Below are 19,243 nucleotides of genomic sequence, written 5' to 3'. Positions count from 1 at the left end.
AGATACGACAAACTCGCCGTTCGCTACGAAGCGACCCTGACCATCGCGGCCATCAACGAGTGGCTGTGACCAGCACATCTGAAACACGCCCTAGGTGGCCGCCGCCGTGCGGTTCCTCACCGGCGAGGAGGCCTCGTACATCACCGGCGCCCTGCTGCCGGTCAGCGGTGGGCTCGGCATGGGTCACTGAAGCCCCGTGCCGCACGCATCCACCACCACTCACCAAGCACAGGGAAGGTAAACCATGCCCGTCGGTGTCCTGTCGATCGGCTCCTACACACCCGACAAGGTGGTCGACAACCAGCAGATCAGTGCCTGGACGGGGATGCCCGAGTCCTGGGTGACCGAGCGGACCGGCGTCCTCACGCGGCGGTACGCCGAGCCCGGCACGGCCACGTCCGACCTCGCCCTGCACGCGGCCCGGGAGGCGCTGGAAGGCATCTCGGACGAGGTCCACGAGCGGCTCGGCGCGCTGGTCGTGGCGACCAGCACCCCGGACGTGCCGCAGCCGTCGACCGCGGCGATCCTCCAGCACCAGCTGGGGCTCTCCACCCTGCCCGCCTTCAACATAAACGCCGTCTGCAGCGGCTTCCTCTACGGCCTCTCGGTCGCCGAAGGGCTGCTGAAGGCCGGCCGGCACGGGGAGCACGTGCTCCTGGTCGGCGCCGACATGTTCTCCACGATCATGGACAGGTCCGACCGGCGCACGGTGAGCCTGTTCGGCGACGGCGCCGGCGCCGTCCTGCTCGGCGAGGTGCCCGAGAGCTACGGCCTGCAGTCGGTGCACCTGGTCACGGACGGGGAGTTCCACCACTACGTGGGCGTGGAGGGCGGCGGCACCCGGACGCCGCTCGACGCCGAGGCCCGCGAGGCCGGCAAGCACTACTTCCGGATGGACGGCCGCGCGGTGCGCGACTACGCCCTCTCTGTGCTGGCCAAGCTGACGGCCATGACGCTCGACGACTGCGGGCTCGCCCTGGAGGACGTCGACCGGTTCGTCTTCCACCAGGCCAACACCAGGCTCCTGGAGACCTTCGTGGCGGACGCCGGCATCGACCCGGACCGCGTCGCCTACACCGCGCCGCACCTGGGCAACACGGTCGCCGCTTCGGTGCCGCTCACCCTGCACGCCACGCACCGGGAGCGGCCGCTGAAGCGCGGTGAGCGGGTCCTGATGGCGTCGGTCGGCGGAGGCATGACCGCGGGCGCAGCACTCCTGACCTGGTACTGACGTCCCGACGCGGGGCGCCGGCGTGCCCTTTCCGCGCCGGCGCCCCGCCCGTACCGCCTCCGTACCGGCACACCGGCGGACCGACCCCACACGCACACCACACGCAGCATCGGATGGAGGAGCCATGAGGCTCGACGGACAGACAGCCGTCATCACTGGCGGCACGCGGGGCCTGGGGCGGGCGATAGCCGAGGCCTTCCTCACGGAGGGTGCCTCGGTCGTGGTTGCCGCGCGCAATCCGTACGACATCAAGGAACTCGCCGACGACCACGGCGACCGGCTGCTCTTCCACCCCACCGACGTCACCGACGAGACCTCGGTGGCCGAGCTGATCGCCGCCGCGGGCGAGATGTTCGGCGGTGTTGACGTCCTCGTCAACAACGCGGGCGTCAGCCGCGACGGCAAGATGGCCCGGCTGTCGGTGGCCGACTGGAACAGCACGCTCGCCACCAATCTGACCGGTGTCTTCCTCTGCACACGCGCGGTGATCGGCCCGATGGCCGCACGCCATGAGGCGACCGGCATCAGCGGCCGCATCGTCAACGTGTCGTCCTGCGTCGCCGGCCGGGCCGCGATCGGCGCCGCCGCTTACAGCGCGAGCAAGGCCGCCGTGGAGATGTTCACCCGTACCTCCGCCGCCGAACTCGCCCCCAAGGGCATCACCGTCAACTGCCTGTCGCCCGGCTACATCGACGAGGGCATGGGCAAGGAGCTGGCCTCCAACGAGCGCGCGCCGGCGGCCAAGGCATGAACACCAGAGGCTCCGCCGCAGTAAATCCGGCATTTACCGCGGCAGCACTCCAGAAGAGTGAGCGTCACGGATTGAAGTCACAGTTGTCGACAGCTGCTTGTCGGGTGGCGGCAGCTATTCGAGTACACGGCCTACGGGCGGTAATCGCCGCTACGAGTTCATGGTCATCCCTCGCCGGAGAGATCAGATGCCCATGTGGGCGGCGATCCCGTCGAGGACGCAGTCGAGCCCGACTTCGAACTGCCACTGCGGGTCGTCCTTGCGAGTGGCCTCGAGAGTGTAGCGCTGGTAGGTGGGGTACCGGCCGGTGCTCATGAGCCAGGTCATGCGTGGTGCCAGTCCGGACCTCGTTTCGTGCCCGCTGGACCATCCGCGTTCCTGCATCAGCCGGAACAGGCCGATTTCGGCGTCGACAGCACCGTGCACGTACGCGGTGACGGTGCGGGAGACGGCCATCATCATGTCGGCGTCCAGGCCGAGGAAATCGAGTGCGGCCAGCACGCGCTCCGGCACAGCCAGCTGGTTCGGGGTCAGTGCCAGTACCGATGTCCGAGCCATCCAGGGGTGCTTCAGCAGCACGGCTCGGGTGCGCGTGGCGAGGGTCCGCATGGTCTCCCGCCAGCCGGCGGCGTCGTCGGGGAGCGTGAGCTCGCCGTAGACGAAGTCGACCATCAGCTCAAGGAGCTCGTCCTTCCCGGATACATAGCGGTAGGCGGCCATGGGGGCGACGCCCAGCTCGGTGGCCAGACGTCGCATGGTGACGGCGTCGAGCCCTTCCCCGTCGGCGATCTCAACCGCGACCGCAGCAATCCGGTGTGGGGACAGAGTCGAACGAGGGGCGGGCGCCGGGCGTTCGAGTCGCTCCCACAGGGAAACCTGAGGCTTGTTCTCGCTCTTCTCCTGCCTCTCTTGAGCGGGCATGAGTGCGGCTCCTTCCGGCGCTTGACGTGTGTACAGCGTATCAGCAGTAGACGACGTACACCCAGATGTGTACGTTGTATCTATAGCGATACGGCGTACACATCGAGAGGGCTTCTCATGGCTGGAAAAAACGACACCCGTCTGCAGGTCGCGGTCATCGTCGGCAGCACCAGGGACGGACGCTTCGGCCCGATCGTGGCCGACTGGCTGCTCGGCCACACCGCTCAGCGCGGGGACATGGACGTCGACCTCATCGACCTGACCCAAACCCCGCTGCCCACTGTCTTCCCGGCCTTCGGCCAGCCTCCGGCCGAAGGCACCACAGAGCTGCTCGCCGCAGTGTCGCCGAGGCTGGGGGCGGCCGACGCCTTCGTGATCGTCACGCCGGAGTACAACCACAGCTTCCCGGCGCCGCTGAAGAACGCCATCGACTGGCACAACAAGCAGTGGCACGCCAAGCCGGTCGGCTTCGTCTCCTACGGTGGCCTCTCCGGCGGCCTGCGCGCGGTCGAACAGCTCCGGGTCGTACTGGCCGAGCTGCACGCCGTCACGATCCGCAACACCGTCAGCTTCCACAACTGCGGCGACAAGTTGGATTCGGAAGGCAAGGCCGTCGACCCGGCCAGCGACGGCGCGGCCAAGTCCATGCTCGATCAGCTGGCCTGGTGGGCACACGCCCTGCGCGATGCCAAAAGCGTCCGTCCCTACGCCGTCTGATGCCACCACCACACCAGCCATGAGGCGGAAGCAATGAACAACCACGCAGAGGAAGCACCCGAACCCGCACCGCAGCGTCTTCCCTACCTGGGCATCTTCGGGCTCATGCTCGGCATCTTCCTTGCGACGCTCGACGGACAGATCGTCAGCACCGCGCTTCCCACGGTCGTGGGTGACCTCGGCGGCCTCGACCACCTGTCGTGGGTGGTGACGGCCTACCTGCTCACTGCCGCCGCAGCCACCCCGATCTGGGGCAAGCTCGGCGACCTGTACGGCCGCAAGGGCGCGTACCTGTCCTCGGTGGTGCTCTTCCTCGCCGGCTCGGTCCTCTCCGGCCTGGCGCAGGACATGGGGCAGCTCATCGCCTTCCGCGCCGTGCAGGGACTGGGAGCGGGCGGGCTGATGGTCGGCGCGCTCTCGGTCATCGGCGTGCTGGTACCCGCGCGGGACAGGGGCCGCACCCAGTCGATGATCGGCGTGATGCTGCCAGTCGCCTTCGTCGGCGGGCCCCTACTCGGCGGATTCCTCACCGATCACCTGAGCTGGCGCTGGGCGTTCTATGTGAACCTGCCCGTCGGCGTGGTCGCACTGCTGGCCGCCAGCGCGGGAGTCCGGCTGCGGACCGAACGGATCAGGGTCCGGATCGACTACCTCGGCGCGGCCCTGCTGACCACCAGCATTCTGACGCTCACGCTGCTCGGCAGCTGGGGCGGTACCAGCTACGCCTGGTCCTCGCCGCAGATCGTCACCCTTGGCGCGGTCGCCGCCGCGTCCCTCGCCTGGTTTGTCCGCGTGGAACAGCGCGCGGCCGAGCCGATCACCCCGCCCCGGCTTTTCCGCACACGCAACTTCACCCTGGCTCAGATCCTCAGTTTCCTCGTCGGTGCGGTCCTGCTCTCCGTAGTGAACTACCTGCCGCAGTACATGCAGTTCGTCCAGGGCGCCTCCTCGACAGGCAGTGGCATGCTGCTCCTGCCCCTGATGGCCGGCATGCTCGCAGCGCAACTGACCACCGGCCGACTCATGGGCCAAGGCGGACGGGACGGCGTCTACCCCATCCTCGGAGGTGCCGTCACGATCACCGGCACACTCCTGCTGCTCCTGCTCGATACGGACACCACGGCAGTCGTCGCCTCGGCACTCACCCTGATCATCGGAGTGGGCATCGGCCTGCTCATGCAGAGCACCCTGCTCGCCACGATGAACAGCGCCGACCCCCGCGACATGGGCGCCGCCACAGGGACCGTCACCCTCGTGCGCACCATCGGCGGCTCATTGGGCGTCGCGGTGCTGGGCGCCGTATACACGAGCCGTATGGGCAGTGTCCTGGCCGAGCGGATCGGCCAGCATGCCGCAGACCAGCTGACCACCGGGGGTGAACTGACCCCGGCCCTGCTGAGCCACCTGTCCGCCCCCGTCCGTGACACCGTTCGGGAAGCCGTCACCAGTGGCCTGCACGGCGCCCTCGCCGGTGTCGCCCTTCTGTCGGCGATCGCGTTCGGCGCCGCCTGGCTCGTGCGCGAAACCCCACCGCGCTACAAGCCGTCAACGCAGGACACCCAACCGCCGACGACATCGGCCAGCGCCCAGTCCGCACAGCTTCGCTGAAGGCGGGCCGAAAACGCTCACCTCAGTACCGCCGGGAACGAAACCGCAGGCGCGGCGGCACTGACCTGGCCGGCCGGAAAAGCAGGGGCGTCCGAAGCCATAGGAGATGGCTTCGGACGCCCCTTCCGACTGTACCGACGCGGTCGCCTTCGGTTCATCACGTAGACCGCACCAGTCAGGCGGCCATCCGCAGCCGCCCCATCGCTTCGTTCTCGGGCGGCTCCATGTCCAGGTGCCAAGCACCGAAGCGGCAGGTCTTGCTGGTGATGTACGGGGTGACAGTCGCCAGGTTCACCGGGTCCACCTCCCACCCCTCGTCGACGAGGTCGTTGGCCACCTTCGTGATGTCCACGGCGGTATGAAAAATGAGGCAGTTCGCCAGCAACTCGTTGAACTTGATGGTCTTCTCCTGGTGGTCCGGGTCGTTGTCCTGGAGCACGTCGGAGGCGAACATCAGCCAGTTGCTGAACTTGTGGAACGCCCCGACCTTGTTCGTCATCGCCTGGATCGATTCGCGCAGCTCCGGTTCCGACAAGAACCTGAGGAGCACGATCGTCCTCATGACCCGGCCAAGCTCGCGGTACGCCTGGTAGATGCGGTTGCGCTTGGACTCGTTGCCCAGCCTGCGCAGCAGCGCGGTCGAGGACAGCCAGCCCTCACGGATCGACAGCACCACGCGCATGAGGTCCTGCCAGTGGTTCTCGATCAGCCGCCAGTTGATGACGTCCTTCTCGGGGTCGCCGAACAGCGGGTCGATGCGCTGGTACTTCACCGTCGCGCTGGGCCGGTAGAAGGTCAGGTCCTTCCAGTTGCGGATGCGCGGCAGCAGCTCCACGCCGAGCATGTGTGCGAGCCCGAAGACAGGCAGCGACTGGCCTTGCGTGTCCCCGTGGACGATGTCCACGGTCACCTCGGACTGGTTCTTCAGCAGCCCCTCGAACAAATAACCGCCTCCCACACGCCACGCGGGATGAAGTGGCTGAACAGGGCGATGTAGGTATCGGACACGTGTCTCATCGAGATGCCGCCAAATCCCCCATACCGGATGTGGGACTCGGCCAGCATGTTGTTCCCCCAGGTGTCGTACTGGGAGCCGTCGATCCCGGCCTTGCCGACATCGCCCCACACGTGCGCCAGGTCGAGCTGGATGAACATGTCGATCACGTCCGCCGAGGCGGCGTTCAGCTTCTCCGCGGTGATGTGCTGGTTGCCCGCCAGTGACAGCTCGTGCACCGAGACTTTCTGCCGCATGTGCCGCGCGACCTGCGCGGGCCCCGCGTTCGTCCCGTAGCAGAAGACCGCCAGGACGTAGCGGGCGAGCTTGTCGCGGATCTTCGGATCCGACCCGGAGGCCGGGCCGAAGTGCCGCCACCACTGGATCCAGTACGCCGTGCGGGCCAGCACATCGAGCAGGCTCCACTCCGGCAGCCGGCGCAGGATCTCCGCCTCCGGGTCCTGTGCGGACTTGCGGCGGTCCTTGCCCTTGCGCGGGGTGAGCACGATCTTCCCCGACGCGGTGTCGATGGTCAGGTCCGCGTTGTCCGGGTACCCGGCGTCCACCTTCGCGGCCACCTGCGTGAGCTTCTGCTGCAGCGCCGCGGTGAACGCCGCCGCGGTGGCGGGCAGCCCGACCTGCTCGCAGTAGTCGGCGACCAGCGGCTCGCACGCCTGCCAGGACAGCAGCTGGTCATGAAGGTTGGCGTACGACTCCGAGCCGATGACCGCCACGTCTCCGGTCCGCAGCTCCTGGGTGAGGTAGAAGACCGTGCACACCTCGCAGTGCCGCCGGTTGATCTTCCCCGGCTTGTGCTTGTCGAACAGGATGCGCTGCCACATCTGTGAGGCGAAGTCGGCCGAGACCGTCTTCGTCTTCTCGGTGCCGTCCTCCACGGTGACGGTGTACGTGACCGGCACCCACTGGCTGCCGCGGTGCCGCATGGCCTGACAGAACTCCACCGCCTGGAGGACCGTGTCGTCGGTGGAGGTGGCGACCATCTCTAGAGTCTCGGTCAGGTCGAGCAGCCCCTTGCGGTGGCTGCGGAATTGCCGCCGCATCAGCGGCGCGTAGTTGTCGCCGTGGTGGGCGGAGACCAGCTCGTGGTCCTCCGGAGCTTGGCCAGCCCGCCGGCCTTCTCCAGCCGCTCCAGCACCGCCTTGCCGCACTCGGCGTGCACCGCGTTCTGCCTGCGGGCACTGGTGGGCAGCGTGACCGACTCGCCGTCGAAGCCAACCGCGTCCTTGGCCGCCTCCAGCACCTCACCCAGCACCGCGATCAGTCGCTCGGACTCCGCCCGGTGCCGCTCACGGATCTTCTCCAGATCCTCCTTCGCCTTCTTCGTGATCGACCCCATGCGCTTGCACAGCATCGTCACCAGCTCATCGCGGGCCCGCACCTTCGCCATGTGCAGCAGACTCGCCAGCAGCGCACACCGCTTCACCACACCCACCTTGGACATCTCGGCGGCGTCCACCACCTTCGCCTGCCCTGCGAAGTGCTCCACCTTCCCCGGCGGAACCCCCTGAAGCCACGTCGCCGTCACCCCCAGCGCTTCCAGCCTGTCCAAGGCTCGCGCAGATGGGAGACCGTCGGTGCCTTCGCCGGCCGCTTCAGCTCATCGAACCGGCTGCGCCCGCCCGCGGGCACCCGCAACAGACCCAGCAGCCGGGCCTGCTCGACCTCATCCATCCGCGACACGTTCGCCGCGAAGAAGTACTCGTTCACCTCGGTCCTGATCGCCGAGGCCATCTCATCCAGCGTGCTGTAGCCGGGCAGCTCCATCCTCGCCTTGACCAGCTTCTCCAGCGCCACGTTGATCAAGTCGGCGGGATTGTCCTTGGTCTGCACGGCCTCGTAGATCGCCGCTGCGGCGACCTGGCGGGCCTTCTCCATGTCGTAGACCACGCCGAGCCGTTCACGGATGAAGTCCCGCTGCCGCGCGGCCGTACGCACCGAGTCGTGCCGCGGCTGAACGCTCTCGTCCTGCTCCAGCAGGCCGCGCGCATGCCCGACCACGAGCTCCGGCACCTCGCCCAGGTCCGGGAAGTAGCCCAGCTTCTGGTAGCTCTTCAGCAGCACCACCAGCGCCAGCAGATGCTCCGGCGAGCGCGCCTTGCCCCGCGCCCACGCCACCTCGGCCGTGCCGGGGGTGAACGCCTCGTGCAACTCGCGAGAGGAGATCGTGCGCTTGAACCGCGGGTACGCGGTACGTTCCACCGAAGCCATGTGCCGCATGATCCCGGCCGCTCACCCGTACGGAGCACATGCAGCCGAGCCGATCACAGATATCGCAAGCACATACCAGGGAAGAAGCCATCCAGGCGCCCCGCTGTGAATCATCGGAAGAACCCACGAACGGGTGACCCGGCAGCAGGCCCGCGAGCTTCAGATCACCACTGCAGATGGCCTACGGCACGCTTCCGGCGTATTCCGGCTGGCCTCCCTCCTGGAACGCTCCACGAGCCTCGACATCTCCGGACGCGACATGGACGACTTCTCCGCCGCCTTCAAAACCGAGGTCCTGGCCCGCCACCCGCGCGCCGGCATCACAGGAATTCCTCGCCTGCTTCCACGACCAGGCAGAACGCGAGCCGGGCAGCTCACCGGCCACCGCCCTGTGCAACGGCATCGTCGAACGGATCCTCACCAACAGCCTCGACTCAACGACCCGGGACTGAAGGTTTCGGGCCCGCACAACGGGGGCCCACCGGCTGTGGTGCCGGATGGACGTCCCTTCCCGCGCCCGGTGTTCGGGGGCGGGACAAGGGCGGTCGACTGCGCCCCGCGTCACCACAACTCTTCCGCACGGTGGCGGATGTTGCGGGAGCCGCTGTGGTCCGTGGGTGCAACGGCACCGCGGAACCGGCATGCGAAGCGAGGCATCGGTCGGGTAGCGTCCGGACCATGTCGAGTCCTGAGTCAGACGAGGTGGGGGCTTTCGGTCACGCCGTCAGCCCCCTGAACCCCTGAGCGCGTAGCCCTGCCGTCGCGCCGCACACTGCGGTGGGACGAGCGTGCCCCTGGGGCTGGCCGCGGTGACGAGATGACCCTCTCGTGCTTCTCCTCACCTCGGAGCCTTCGATGCTTCTCCCGCTGTACCTGCTTGCCCTGGCGGTCTTCGCCATGGGCACTTCGGAGTTCATGCTCGCCGGCCTGTTGCCGGACATCGCCTCAGAGTTCGACGTCACCGTCGGGACAACAGGCGTGCTCACCTCGGCCTTCGCCATCGGCATGGTCCTCGGCGCCCCCATGATGGCCTCACTTGCCCGCAACTGGCCCCGGCGCTCCAGCCTTCTGGGGTTCATCCTCGCTTTCGCGACAGCTCACGCCGTAGGAGCCATCACCACCAGCTTCACGGTCCTGATCGCCACCCGGGTCGTCGCCGCACTCGCGAACGCAGGGTTCCTCGCCGTCGCTCTGACGGCTGCCACCACGCTCGTCTCGCCCGACAGAACGGGACGTGCGCTGGCCGTGCTGCTGTCAGGCACGACACTGGCCACGATCGCCGGCGTCCCCGGCGGGTCGGTACTCGGCACCCTGCTCGGCTGGCGGGCCACCTTCTGGGCCGTCGCGGCTCTCTGCCTGCCCGCAGCTTTCGGCATCCTGAAGGGAATCCCCACGCGACGTGTGCAGAAAGAGGCGACCGGCGGGCCGGCCCTGAGAGCGGAGCTCGCCCAGCTCACCAGGCCGCGGTTGATCCTGGTGATGCTGCTCGGCGCGCTGGTGAACGCGGCAACGTTCGCAAGCTTCACCTTCCTCGCCCCCGTCGTGACCGACACCGCCGGGCTGGGCGACTTGTGGATCTCTGTCGTTCTGGTGCTGTTCGGCGCCGGGTCCTTCGTCGGCGTCACCATTGCCGGCAGGCTCTCCGACCAGCGCCCCGGACTGGTCATCGCAGTCGGCGGTCCGTCGCTACTCCTCGGATGGCCGGCCCTGGCGGTGCTGGCCAACGAACCGGTCGCCCTGTTCACCCTCGTGTTCGTGCAGGGCGCGTTGTCCTTCGCACTGGGCAGCACGCTGATCACGCGAGTCCTGTACGAGGCCGCAGGAGCCCCCACCATGGCCGGCTCGTATGCGACCGCGGCACTCAACGTCGGCGCCGCCGCCGGCCCCCTCATCGCCGCGGCCACCCTCAACACCGTGGTCGGAAACCGCGGGCCGCTGTGGGCAAGCGGGCTCCTGGTCGCTGTCGCGCTGCTCATCGCGTTCCCCCTCCGCACGGTGATCGCGGCCGGCCGAAGTGCCGGGGTGCTCCAGTGACACACGCGAACGCCCCCTTGACCATCGAGGGACACCGAGGGCTCGCGGAGCGCCGCCGAACCCGTCCGATCGCCCACGGGGAACGCCTCGCAGCCTGCGCCTGAACGGGTGCATGCGGAGTGCGTGGCGATTCCGGCGGCTGTACGAATGGTCTGGCCGGGGACATGCCTGGTCAACGGCGCCCCAGCTCCAGCGGAGGTATGCCATGCGCACCGTCAGCCCCGGCCCGCAGGACCCCGGCAAGCGCCACTCGAAGACGCGTGCGCGACGGCTGAGCATCGCCGCCTCCGCCGCGGCAGCCGTGACAGCGGCGGTGCTGGTGGCGGCGCCGGTGGCCCTGGGGGCTACGGGCACGCATGCCTCGGCCGCCAGGTCCCCGGCAGCAGCGAAGCCCTTGGCCGACCTGGCCTGCCAAGTGTTCGTCGAGCAGGACAACTTCGCGAACCCGCTCAACAAGAACGGCCGCACCACCACCCCGAACGAGATCAACGGCGCCACCGTGGGCTGCTCCTCACCGAACGGCAAATTCGCCGCCGGCAACCGGGACCACAACCCCGTACTCCGTGCGAGCAGCTACACCTCGGTCGGCGCGCCCTCGATGAACAAGGTCACCCTGCTCAACCGGAACTGCACCACCTTCACGCAGAGCGCCCTGCTCAAGTTCACCTGGAACACCGGCGATGTGAGCATCGGCCAGCTCTACATCGACAAGAACGGGAAGTGGACCTCCAAGATCCTCACAGGCGTACTGAAGGACGACAGCTTCACCCTGAGCGGCCCCGCGCTCAGCAGCACCGACTCCTACATCACCTACCTGGGATCATGCAGCGTCACCAACACCGGCGGTGAGATCGACGGCTTCATCTTCAACTCCTGGCTGCCCGGCGCAACCGGTTCGACGGGTAACGAGGTCGGTCTCACGTTTGCCCCAAGGTGACCGGCATCGGATACCAGGGCCGGCCGGACGCGCGACGGTCTCCGTCTGGATGCCGAGACGGGCCGACTCTGATCATGGACCCGGTACGCGGAACGTGATGTCGAGTTCGAGTCATGGACCGAGTACCTGGAGGAGACAGCCGACAACCGGGAAGCTCCGTCCTCGACCCTGGGCCCTCGGCTTCAAGCTCGGTCAGGTGGACGGGGTCCTGGCGTGGGTGGGGCCGCCGAATCGGTAACCCGGGCTGTCGAAACCTGCGGAATGGTGAGAAGCAGCGGGCCGGGATGGTCTCGGGACGACGGCCAGGTCTGGGTGGTCGATCGACATCATCTCCCGCGCCACGCCGAAACCCACTCGCGCGGCACACCGACCCGCACCGCGGCCTCGCGCTCTACGGACTCACATGATCACGAACCCGGACGTCCAACCTGAACGCCGGGGCCCAGGGGGCCCGACCGTTGCCTCTACGGATTCCTACTCGCGGCCCGTCACGGGGAGGGCGTTGTCGATGAGGACGGCGGCGATGGCGGCGGCGGTGGGGAAGGACTCGGCGTTGAGGACTCGGGTGCGGGCCGAGGCGCCATCGAGGAGCAGCGCCAGTTGTTCGCCAAGCTGTTCAGGGTTGGTGGCGCCGGCTTCGCGGGCCGTTTCGGCGAGCCGCGCGGCGATGGCGAGCTTGTACTCGCGTGCGTATTCGGACGCGGGGTGTTGGGGGTCGTGGATTTCTACGGTCGCCGCGATGTAGGGGCACAGGGGCGTGAGTTCGCCTGGGCCGGACGTGGGCATCTCGAAGGCGGCGAGGAGTCGTTCGCGGGGTGTGAGGTCGGTGCGGTCGAACACCGCGGCCATGAGGTCGGGGTCGAATCGGCGCAGGTATTCGGCGACCAGGTTGTCCTTGGTGGTGAAGTGCTGGTAGGCCGTGCGCTTCGAGACCTGGGCCACTGCGCAGAGTTGGTCCATACCGGTGCGGTTGATGCCCTGGGTGCGAAACAGCTGCTGTGACGCGCTGAGGATGCGCTCGCGGGCGCCCCTGCCGCGGCGCTGGCCTTGGGGGCCCTTCTCCAACTTCGTCATGTCTGCATCATACCTCGATTCGGTACTGCTCGGTGTACATAAGTTGCGTGCCTGCTGGTCGTCGGATACGTTATGTACACAGCTTGGTTTACTAAGGGGTGAGTGGTTGTGGGAAAGCTCGATGGCAAGGTGGCGGTGATCACGGGCGGGTCGACCGGCTTGGCGCTGGCCGGCGCCAAGCTGTTCGTTGAGGAGGGGGCACATGTCTTCATCACCGGGCGGCGGCAGGAGGCGCTGGATGAGGCGGTGAAGGTGATCGGCCGGAACGTGACCGCTGTGCAGGGTGACGCGGCCGACCTGGCCGACCTGGACCGTTTGTACGAGACGGTCAGGCGGGAGAAGGGCTCGATCGACGTGCTGTGGGCGAGTGCCGGGATGGGGGAGCAGGGCAAGCTCGGTGAGATCACCGAGGAGCAGTTCGACCGTGCGTTCCGGCTGAACGCGCGCGGCACGTTGTTCACGGTGCAAAAGGCGCTGCCGCTGTTCAACGACGGTGGCTCGATCTTCATGACCGGGTCGAACGCTTCGCTGAAGGGTTTCCCCGGGTGGAGTGTGTACGCCGGAAGCAAGGCCGTGCAGCAGGCCTGGGCCCGTGTGTGGCTGAACGAGCTCAGGGACCGGCGGATCCGGGTGAACGTGCTCACCCCCGGCCAGGTCGCCACGGCCAAGCAGGAGGAGCTGTTCGACGAGGAGACCAAGAACCAGTTCGAGTCCCTGATCCCGCGGCGCAAGATGGGCAGCCCCGACGAGATCGCCACGGTGGCGCTGTTCCTCGCCTCGGACGACTCAAGCTACGTGAACGGACTGGAACTGACCACCGACGGCGGCACCACGGCGATCTGAACGAACACACCGGTATACGCACACACGCCGGCGCCCCGTGTCGCCGGACGCGCCCCTGCTGGACCGTGCTGTCGGGACGGCCAGCCGCAAGCCCTGAAAGAGACCGGTTCCCCGTTGGTTCAGGGGTTTATCTCGCCTTGATGATCTGGCCCGCCGAATCGGCCCCGCGGAGGGGCGCCCCGATCATGTTTCATACACAACGGGAATAGCTATGACCACGTTCGCCCGGCACCGTGCCGTCTGGCAGTCCTTCATCGACTGCATGCACAGCGGCGCAGACATACAGTGTCGTTCCGGTCATCGCCCACTACAGAGGCACCCTCGCGGGCAAGGTCATCATCGAGATCAGCAACCCCTTCAATGCCACGGCCGACGGTCTGGCCCACCGCGGGGTCACCTCGATCGCGCAGGAAGCCGCCAAGGTGGCACCCGCCAGTGCCAGCGTGGTGAAGGGATTCAACATCATCTTCCGTCATGCCCTGGAGCAGGGCCGGCCCGACGTCTTCATCGCCGGCGACGATGCGCAGGCCGAGGCGATCGTGGAGGCGTTCATCAAGAGCCTCGGGATGCGCCCGATGGATGCCGGCGGCCTGGAGATGGCGCACTGGCTGGAAGGAGCGGGTGTGCTCACCATGGGCCTCGCGCGCCACGGGGTGGAGGGCTGGAACTTCGCCCTCGGTGTCACGGAACTTCCCGCTTGAGCCGTACCGGAGGAGGTGATCAGGCGCAGGCCACAGCCGGACCACACCTGATCTCGCCGAGGTCGCCTCAGTGCGGACGAAGCGCTACACCCTTACGTCGGTCAGGTGGCCCGAGGGAATCTCCACCCTCCTGGGGTTCCCCCCGGGAGGAACCGCATCCCAAGGTGTCCACTTCCTCTCGAGTCCTTCGTTGCGAACAGGGCGCCCCGACCAAGCCGCAGTCATGACGCGCTGCGGGCATCCGGCAGCGCACCGGCGACGCTTCGCCCGTCCACCGCGACGGATTGAGGCGTCTGCAGCTCGTTGAAGAACGACTCGGCTTCCTCGCGGCGGATACGCATGATCATGTCGATCAGCGCTCGCGTATCAGCGCCGCCCTCCGCAGGATCAGGGGAACTCGACCCAGTTGCCACACGGCGGCGCGCGAGTTTCCACTTCAAGTACGCGTCGCTGATGGCGATTTCTGTGCCACGCAGCAGAACCCACGACTGATCGAAGCGGTAGAAGGAACGCAAAGCCGTGACCGCCGAGACGATCACGCCGGTCAGGGACAGGACCAGTTCCTTGTGGGGGAAATGAGAGGTGGCGAGCACCGGGAGAATCGCGCCGATCACGATCACGACGATGCCGCTGGCCCGATAGCCTCGCCTGTGCCAGCGAGCGCGTGAGTCGTAGAAGTGTCGCAGCCGTTGGACATATGACTCAACTGCGGCATCCAACTCGCCATTGGGAACGTCCAGGAACTCTTCCAGGGCCGGAACCCGGAACCGTCGCCATGGTGATCCCATGGTGCCTCCCCTACTTCGTGCGCATCTGATGGACTGTCGGCAGATACTCGTCGAAGAAGAAATTGTCTGCCACACGCGCCGCGCGCGCCTCGGTTTTCGCAGACGTGACGGTCCAGGCGAGGATCGGCATGCCGCGCCGCCGCCAGAACCTGGTGCAGCGAGAGGGCAGCATCTCGAGTTCGTACGAGACGAAGTCCGGGGAGGTGAGGAAGTTGGTGACCATCGTGCGGCCGATCAGCGCAGCTGCCCGGCCCGTGGAGCGCAGAGCCCCGGATATCTGACCGACGAGCCGGTCACCGACCAGCCGGCGCAGCCGGTACACCGCGAGCGGGTCGAAGGACTGCAGTGCGACATGACCTTCGTAGCCACGGATTGCTGCAGCTACTGCCCTCTCCAGACGCGGATTCAACTCCGAGCCCCAGCGCCGTACATCGATCACCACGGGGACATGTCCGTCTGTGACCTCGAGGGCCTGCTCGAGGGTGGGCACGGGTTCACCGGAGTCACCGAGGCGCAGTCGGCCCAGATCGGTGCGACAGGCCTGGTGGACATGCAGTGCACTGCCCGTCATCCGCTCCAGCGTGGCATCGTGCAGGACAGCAAGGGTGTTGTCACGGGTCAGCTGGACGTCGAGCTCAATCGGAATGTCTCGTTCGACGGCGCGGCGGAAAGCGGCCAGAGAGTTCTCGGGGACACCGATTGCGGGGTCGAAGAGGCCACGGTGCGCGATAGGTTTGGACAGAAGCCAGTCGAAGTCCCGCACGGGAACCCCCTCCGGTACGTACCACCGTCTTGAGCAGGTATCCCCTCAGGAGGCTCGGGGAACCCCCGGTCGCAGCGCAGGGCCCACCGACATCGCCCGTTGAGACCTGACGGGACCGCGCCACAGCTGTGACCTCGTCGCCCCGACTTGCCGAGCACCGTGGCGTGGTGTGCTGGACTGGTCAATGCGCTGGCCCGAATCCAGGCGACGACAGTGCGCGATCACCTCGGCCGTCCCATAGTGCATAGATCTTGAAATCCGTCGTGGCGCGAGTCACCGTGGGTTCAAATCCCACACCCACTGCGCAGGTGAACGGCCCCTGACCAGGTCAATCGGTCAGGGGCCGTTGTGCTGGGCGCTGCCCGTTCGGCAGCATGGTTCCCCGCTGTTCCCCGACTGATCGGGCACGCATGGGGCACGATGTTGAGGTTCGCTCATTGTCGACACCCTGACGGTGGGGTCGATGGTTTCGGCGGCTCGGCCTTCTGGTCACACAGCGCGGCGTACCCCACCATCGGAGTATGCGGACACACGCGGCGGCTGCTCTCCCTGACATCTGGCACCGGCCCTTCGATCTGGCGTGGACGGCCTTGCAGGCTGGCAGCCGTCCCATAGGCGCCGTCCTGGTCGATGCTGACGGCCGCATCGTGGCAATGGGGCGAAACCGCAGCCAGGAACCCACTGCTCCCAAGGGCCAGTTGGCCGGCACCGCAATCGCCCACGCCGAGATCAATGTTCTGGCTCAGCTTCCGACTGGTCGTCGCTATGAGGACCATCGTCTCTACACGACCCTTGAACCGTGCCTCCTGTGCAGCGGGGCCCTCATTCACGCTCATGTCGGCGCTGTGGTGTACACCGCCCCCGACGCCCTTTGGCGGGGCATCGAGGACGTTCCCCAGGTGGGTGGCCTGATCGCCGAACGCTGGGCCCGGCGAGAAGGGCCCGCAGATGGTTCGGTCTCCGTGTTCTCCGCGATGCTGGCGAGCCTCTGGCACATCCTTCACGACTCGAGCTCCAATGCCTCAGGCGCTTCCCGCGATATCAGTGTCACACTGGCTCACCGACTCCTGGGCATTCAAGGCTTCCTCGATGCCGAGACGGCCCAAGTCGCATATCGACTGGCGCTACCTCACCTGATATCGCCGACGTCCTGAGGTTCGAGATCGGCGGAGTTCAAGGGGCGAGTCAGATCATGGGCCCACTTCCGCGAGGTTGAGGGCCTGGAACGGCAGCAGGACTTGAACCTCTGGCCGCGTCCATGTCAGGTCGATCACAGGGGATTGGTGGTCTCGGTCAACCGGCCGCGGTCCGCGAGGGATCGTCCGCCGCGGTTCGGCGCTGACCGCCTGTGTGCGGGGCTGTTGGTGTCAGGCGTGGGTGTCGAGGCCAGAACATCAAAGATCCGCGACACCCCGCACCATCAGTGACACCCGCCCACGCATTCGCACCCGGGCGAGGAGTTCACGACTCGATCGCTTCGCCGTCCTCCGCGTCGGCCAGCAGCCGGGCCATCAGGGCTCGGCCCTCCTCGCCCTTCAGGTCGTCGGGGCCGTAGGAACGCTTCGGCCAGTACGCGTGCCCGTCGATCCAGGGGATGCCCAGCGGAGCCTCGTCCGTACGGCCACGGACTTCGAGGTTGCCGGCGGGCTCCACGGGCAGGTCGGCCGGAAGCGCGCGTTGCCACATGAACCAGGGCTGAGGCAGCGGTATAGGCCGGAGCTCCAGTACCGCCTCGGGCCGGACGTGGTCGTCCCCGCCGGCCGGGAACAGCACCAGTCGGGCGATCCCGCCCCAAGGCGGGTCGTACAGCAGGGCATACCGCTTGGACACGGGGTCGGGCGCGCAGGCCGCGCGGGCCAGGGCTCTGGCCGTGGCACCTCCACCACTGCCAAGGCGGTAGCCCCCGTAGAGCGCCAAGCCGACTGCGACCACGAGTGCGAACAAGGCCTGCGGCGCCAGCGAGGAATCCCCGACCAGCGCGTAGATCACCAGGAGGAGAACTGCACAGACAACCGCCGGGACCAGAGTGGACAGACCTGAGATCCTCCGCAGTGTCCGCGCCCGCCACCACGGCACCCTCCGGACGTCCGCCTCCCGACGGCCGCGCGCCTTCGGCCTGGGCAGCGCCGCCTGGCGTCGCGCCTCGGCTGTCAGCATCGCGTACGTGAGAGTGCCGGATCCCGGCGCCAGGTTCTCCCCACCGTCGTGCGACATCAGAGCCGCCCTCTCTCGCGGGTCTCGCCCCGCGCCCCCAAGTCCCCATAAACAACACGGACTTTAGACTCTCGATCGTCCGGCGCCCCGTGTGACCTCCCTCACAAACAGGCGACGCTGGACGCGACGGCAGTCCGGTTAACCAGGTAGTAAGGCAGAGGCAACCCTTCCTTACCCCACCGCTCACCCCAGCTCCCATCCCGCACGCCATACGCCGCGTCTGCTCGGCTCTGCCTGGGTCGATGGCGGACGGGATGGGAGCCTTCCACACGCGCCAGTTCGGGCCCGCGGGCGGAAACGGCGCTGCCCCTCCATCGCGGTGCTGGCCGATCCCCCCGCCGGAGGTCGGGCGGGGTCGGTTGCTGTGGTTACGGTTCTTCTCTGCTGTACGGCAAGACCGAGATCCAGTGGCTGCTGTCAACGCAGCAGAAGTCAGCGGAACAGTTCTGGTGTCGGACGCGTCTCCAGAGGTTCTTCCTGCCGATCGGCCATCCCCACCAGAGGTGACGGTTCCGACACCGCCCGAGTGCTCGGCATTGAACTGCCCTACTGGGCCGGAGACCGCCCGGCCCACGTCATCCTGGCCGGACGAGGACGAAGAGCCGTACCCGCTGCCGTCCCACCCCTTGGAAATGGGCGAAGACGCACTGCGAGCACTGTGCGGCTTCGTCCGGGAGGGCACCCCGAAACCGGACGACCAGTCAAGATGCCCTTGTTCGGGCCTACTTGGTCTGGGAGCTTCTTCGGCACCGGTCCGGCGCCCAAGGCGATTTCCCACTCGCCGGATGACAGCGAGGTGTAATCCATCTCGATGGTGGTGACGAGTTTTCATCCCCGCCTCTGCAGTCGGCTGGTGAAGAGGGAGAGTTCGTGACGGCCGGGGACCTTGCGCGTCAGGATGGCGCCGGCTGCCTGGCAGGGCGGAACCTTTGCGGCCTGCGGGCTTGGCCGTCGCTGAGTCACGGCCGGACGCGGTAGTCCCCGATGTCCCTGGCGGCGTAGAGGAGATCGACCATTACCTGGTTCACGGTCTTCTCCTTGACCCGTGTTGCCTTCGCGGTCGGCGTAGGAGACGCCGTCCCGGATGCTGCCGAGCGGTACCCGCGCAGCCCGCGAGGAGCAGCGTCGCGGCGATCGCGGCGGCCGCCGCGGAGCGTCTGAATCCTGCCAATGTCCCCCCCAATACAACGCAGACCCGGTACAGAGCGCCAGGTCAGAGGGCGGAAGTCTGTCATGGCCCGGTCCTGTACCTGCATGCGATCCGCCGCTACCGCCCTGAGAGCGCCAAAGGGGCACTGCAGCCCGGCGAAACCCCAGGTCAGACAGTAAAATCCTGCTGGAGTACTAGGGCGTGTTTCAGATGTGGATCTTGAGGTGAGATGATCTTGTTCTGTGGCACGTGGAGACATGACGGATGCACAGTGGGCTCGGCTGGAGC

Annotated in this window: 16 protein-coding genes and 2 pseudogenes; 10 read left to right on the top strand and 8 right to left on the bottom strand. The window is 67.3% G+C overall.

All coding sequences use genetic code 11. The annotated features are described in order from the left end of the window. Positions 1 to 244 precede the first annotated feature (244 nt). Both ACZ67T_RS44845 and ACZ67T_RS44840 read left to right on the top strand, forming a co-directional pair. Positions 245 to 1,231 (top strand): 3-oxoacyl-ACP synthase III family protein, encoded by a 987-nt coding sequence (locus ACZ67T_RS44845; protein WP_469992670.1) that lies wholly within the window; start codon positions 245 to 247, stop codon positions 1,229 to 1,231. A 124-nt stretch (positions 1,232 to 1,355) separates the two neighbouring features. After that, on the top strand, positions 1,356 to 1,982 hold the full coding sequence (locus tag ACZ67T_RS44840) for an SDR family NAD(P)-dependent oxidoreductase (RefSeq protein WP_469992668.1): 627 nt from the start codon (positions 1,356 to 1,358) through the stop codon (positions 1,980 to 1,982). A gap of 183 nt (positions 1,983 to 2,165) precedes the next feature. Here ACZ67T_RS44840 and ACZ67T_RS44835 read toward each other — a convergent pair whose 3' ends face one another. After that, positions 2,166 to 2,903 carry a TetR/AcrR family transcriptional regulator gene (locus ACZ67T_RS44835; RefSeq protein WP_469992666.1) on the bottom strand — a complete coding sequence of 246 codons (738 nt, stop codon included), beginning with the start codon at positions 2,901 to 2,903 and terminating at the stop codon, positions 2,166 to 2,168. Between the two features lie 117 nt (positions 2,904 to 3,020). Between ACZ67T_RS44835 and ACZ67T_RS44830 the strand changes: the two genes are divergently transcribed. Both ACZ67T_RS44830 and ACZ67T_RS44825 read left to right on the top strand, forming a co-directional pair. Next, positions 3,021 to 3,620 (top strand): NADPH-dependent FMN reductase, encoded by a 600-nt coding sequence (locus ACZ67T_RS44830; protein ID WP_469992664.1) that lies wholly within the window; start codon positions 3,021 to 3,023, stop codon positions 3,618 to 3,620. A gap of 33 nt (positions 3,621 to 3,653) precedes the next feature. Next, positions 3,654 to 5,228: an MDR family MFS transporter gene (locus ACZ67T_RS44825; RefSeq protein WP_469992662.1), complete on the top strand. Its 1,575-nt coding sequence runs from the start codon at positions 3,654 to 3,656 to the stop codon at positions 5,226 to 5,228. Between the two features lie 175 nt (positions 5,229 to 5,403). Here ACZ67T_RS44825 and ACZ67T_RS44820 read toward each other — a convergent pair. The 3 genes and pseudogenes from ACZ67T_RS44820 to ACZ67T_RS44810 all read right to left on the bottom strand — a co-directional run bounded on the left by ACZ67T_RS44820 (position 5,404) and on the right by ACZ67T_RS44810 (position 8,442). Further along, positions 5,404 to 7,064, bottom strand: a pseudogene (locus ACZ67T_RS44820) (transposase). Positions 7,065 to 7,282: 218 nt separating this feature from the next. After that, positions 7,283 to 7,729: a hypothetical protein gene (locus ACZ67T_RS44815; RefSeq protein ID WP_469992661.1), complete on the bottom strand. Its 447-nt coding sequence runs from the start codon at positions 7,727 to 7,729 to the stop codon at positions 7,283 to 7,285. Positions 7,730 to 7,764: 35 nt separating this feature from the next. After that, positions 7,765 to 8,442 (bottom strand): DUF4158 domain-containing protein, encoded by a 678-nt coding sequence (locus tag ACZ67T_RS44810; RefSeq protein ID WP_469992659.1) that lies wholly within the window; start codon positions 8,440 to 8,442, stop codon positions 7,765 to 7,767. Between the two features lie 864 nt (positions 8,443 to 9,306). Between ACZ67T_RS44810 and ACZ67T_RS44805 the strand changes: the two genes are divergently transcribed. Together ACZ67T_RS44805 and ACZ67T_RS44800 are read left to right on the top strand one after the other, a co-directional pair. Then, positions 9,307 to 10,485, top strand: a complete 1,179-nt coding sequence (locus ACZ67T_RS44805) for a Cmx/CmrA family chloramphenicol efflux MFS transporter (RefSeq protein ID WP_469992657.1) — start codon at positions 9,307 to 9,309, stop codon at positions 10,483 to 10,485. A 205-nt stretch (positions 10,486 to 10,690) separates the two neighbouring features. Next, on the top strand, positions 10,691 to 11,422 hold the full coding sequence (locus tag ACZ67T_RS44800; protein ID WP_469992656.1) for a hypothetical protein: 732 nt from the start codon (positions 10,691 to 10,693) through the stop codon (positions 11,420 to 11,422). A 474-nt stretch (positions 11,423 to 11,896) separates the two neighbouring features. Here the strand turns inward: ACZ67T_RS44800 and ACZ67T_RS44795 are convergent, their stop codons facing one another. Beyond that, positions 11,897 to 12,496 carry a TetR/AcrR family transcriptional regulator gene (locus ACZ67T_RS44795; RefSeq protein WP_469992654.1) on the bottom strand — a complete coding sequence of 200 codons (600 nt, stop codon included), beginning with the start codon at positions 12,494 to 12,496 and terminating at the stop codon, positions 11,897 to 11,899. Positions 12,497 to 12,604: 108 nt separating this feature from the next. Between ACZ67T_RS44795 and ACZ67T_RS44790 the strand changes: the two genes are divergently transcribed. Beyond that, a complete protein-coding gene (locus ACZ67T_RS44790; protein WP_469992652.1) occupies positions 12,605 to 13,339 on the top strand; it encodes an SDR family NAD(P)-dependent oxidoreductase in 735 nt (244 codons plus the stop codon). A gap of 227 nt (positions 13,340 to 13,566) precedes the next feature. Further along, positions 13,567 to 14,040: pseudogene (locus tag ACZ67T_RS44785) on the top strand (NADPH-dependent F420 reductase); the annotation flags it as partial. 221 nt (positions 14,041 to 14,261) lie between these two features. On the opposite strand, the gene ACZ67T_RS44780 reads toward ACZ67T_RS44785, so the two are convergent. Together ACZ67T_RS44780 and ACZ67T_RS44775 are read right to left on the bottom strand one after the other, a co-directional pair. Further along, on the bottom strand, positions 14,262 to 14,828 hold the full coding sequence (locus tag ACZ67T_RS44780) for a DUF4231 domain-containing protein (RefSeq protein ID WP_469992650.1): 567 nt from the start codon (positions 14,826 to 14,828) through the stop codon (positions 14,262 to 14,264). Positions 14,829 to 14,838: 10 nt separating this feature from the next. After that, entirely contained in the window at positions 14,839 to 15,591 is a 753-nt protein-coding gene (locus ACZ67T_RS44775) for a glycerophosphodiester phosphodiesterase family protein (RefSeq protein WP_469992648.1), read from the bottom strand. Positions 15,592 to 16,112: 521 nt separating this feature from the next. Here ACZ67T_RS44775 and ACZ67T_RS44770 point away from each other — a divergent pair. Then, positions 16,113 to 16,745: a nucleoside deaminase gene (locus ACZ67T_RS44770; protein WP_469992647.1), complete on the top strand. Its 633-nt coding sequence runs from the start codon at positions 16,113 to 16,115 to the stop codon at positions 16,743 to 16,745. 307 nt (positions 16,746 to 17,052) lie between these two features. On the opposite strand, the gene ACZ67T_RS44765 is transcribed toward ACZ67T_RS44770, so the two are convergent. Continuing rightward, positions 17,053 to 17,805: a hypothetical protein gene (locus ACZ67T_RS44765; protein WP_469992645.1), complete on the bottom strand. Its 753-nt coding sequence runs from the start codon at positions 17,803 to 17,805 to the stop codon at positions 17,053 to 17,055. A gap of 242 nt (positions 17,806 to 18,047) precedes the next feature. On the opposite strand from ACZ67T_RS44765, the gene ACZ67T_RS44760 reads away from it, so the two are divergent. Next, the gene (locus ACZ67T_RS44760) at positions 18,048 to 18,626 is read left to right on the top strand and encodes a DUF6928 family protein (protein WP_469992644.1); all 579 of its coding nucleotides are present in this window, start codon (positions 18,048 to 18,050) and stop codon (positions 18,624 to 18,626) included. Positions 18,627 to 19,243: the final 617 nt, after the last annotated feature.

Source organism: Streptomyces sp. NPDC107517, assembly GCF_055582645.1.
This window is presented reverse-complemented; position numbering and strand designations above follow the sequence as displayed.

Excerpts from the sequence above, each read along its gene's own strand:
- ACZ67T_RS44845 (WP_469992670.1), top strand. The coding sequence starts at position 245 with ATGCCCGTCGGTGTCCTGTCGATCGGCTCCTACACACCCGACAAGGTG.
- ACZ67T_RS44840 (WP_469992668.1), top strand. The coding sequence starts at position 1,356 with ATGAGGCTCGACGGACAGACAGCCGTCATCACTGGCGGCACGCGGGGC.
- ACZ67T_RS44835 (WP_469992666.1), bottom strand. The coding sequence starts at position 2,903 with ATGCCCGCTCAAGAGAGGCAGGAGAAGAGCGAGAACAAGCCTCAGGTT.
- ACZ67T_RS44830 (WP_469992664.1), top strand. The coding sequence starts at position 3,021 with ATGGCTGGAAAAAACGACACCCGTCTGCAGGTCGCGGTCATCGTCGGC.
- ACZ67T_RS44825 (WP_469992662.1), top strand. The coding sequence starts at position 3,654 with ATGAACAACCACGCAGAGGAAGCACCCGAACCCGCACCGCAGCGTCTT.
- ACZ67T_RS44805 (WP_469992657.1), top strand. The coding sequence starts at position 9,307 with ATGCTTCTCCCGCTGTACCTGCTTGCCCTGGCGGTCTTCGCCATGGGC.
- ACZ67T_RS44800 (WP_469992656.1), top strand. The coding sequence starts at position 10,691 with ATGCGCACCGTCAGCCCCGGCCCGCAGGACCCCGGCAAGCGCCACTCG.
- ACZ67T_RS44795 (WP_469992654.1), bottom strand. The coding sequence starts at position 12,496 with ATGACGAAGTTGGAGAAGGGCCCCCAAGGCCAGCGCCGCGGCAGGGGC.
- ACZ67T_RS44780 (WP_469992650.1), bottom strand. The coding sequence starts at position 14,828 with ATGGGATCACCATGGCGACGGTTCCGGGTTCCGGCCCTGGAAGAGTTC.
- ACZ67T_RS44770 (WP_469992647.1), top strand. The coding sequence starts at position 16,113 with ATGCGGACACACGCGGCGGCTGCTCTCCCTGACATCTGGCACCGGCCC.
- ACZ67T_RS44765 (WP_469992645.1), bottom strand. The coding sequence starts at position 17,805 with ATGTCGCACGACGGTGGGGAGAACCTGGCGCCGGGATCCGGCACTCTC.
- ACZ67T_RS44760 (WP_469992644.1), top strand. The coding sequence starts at position 18,048 with ATGGCGGACGGGATGGGAGCCTTCCACACGCGCCAGTTCGGGCCCGCG.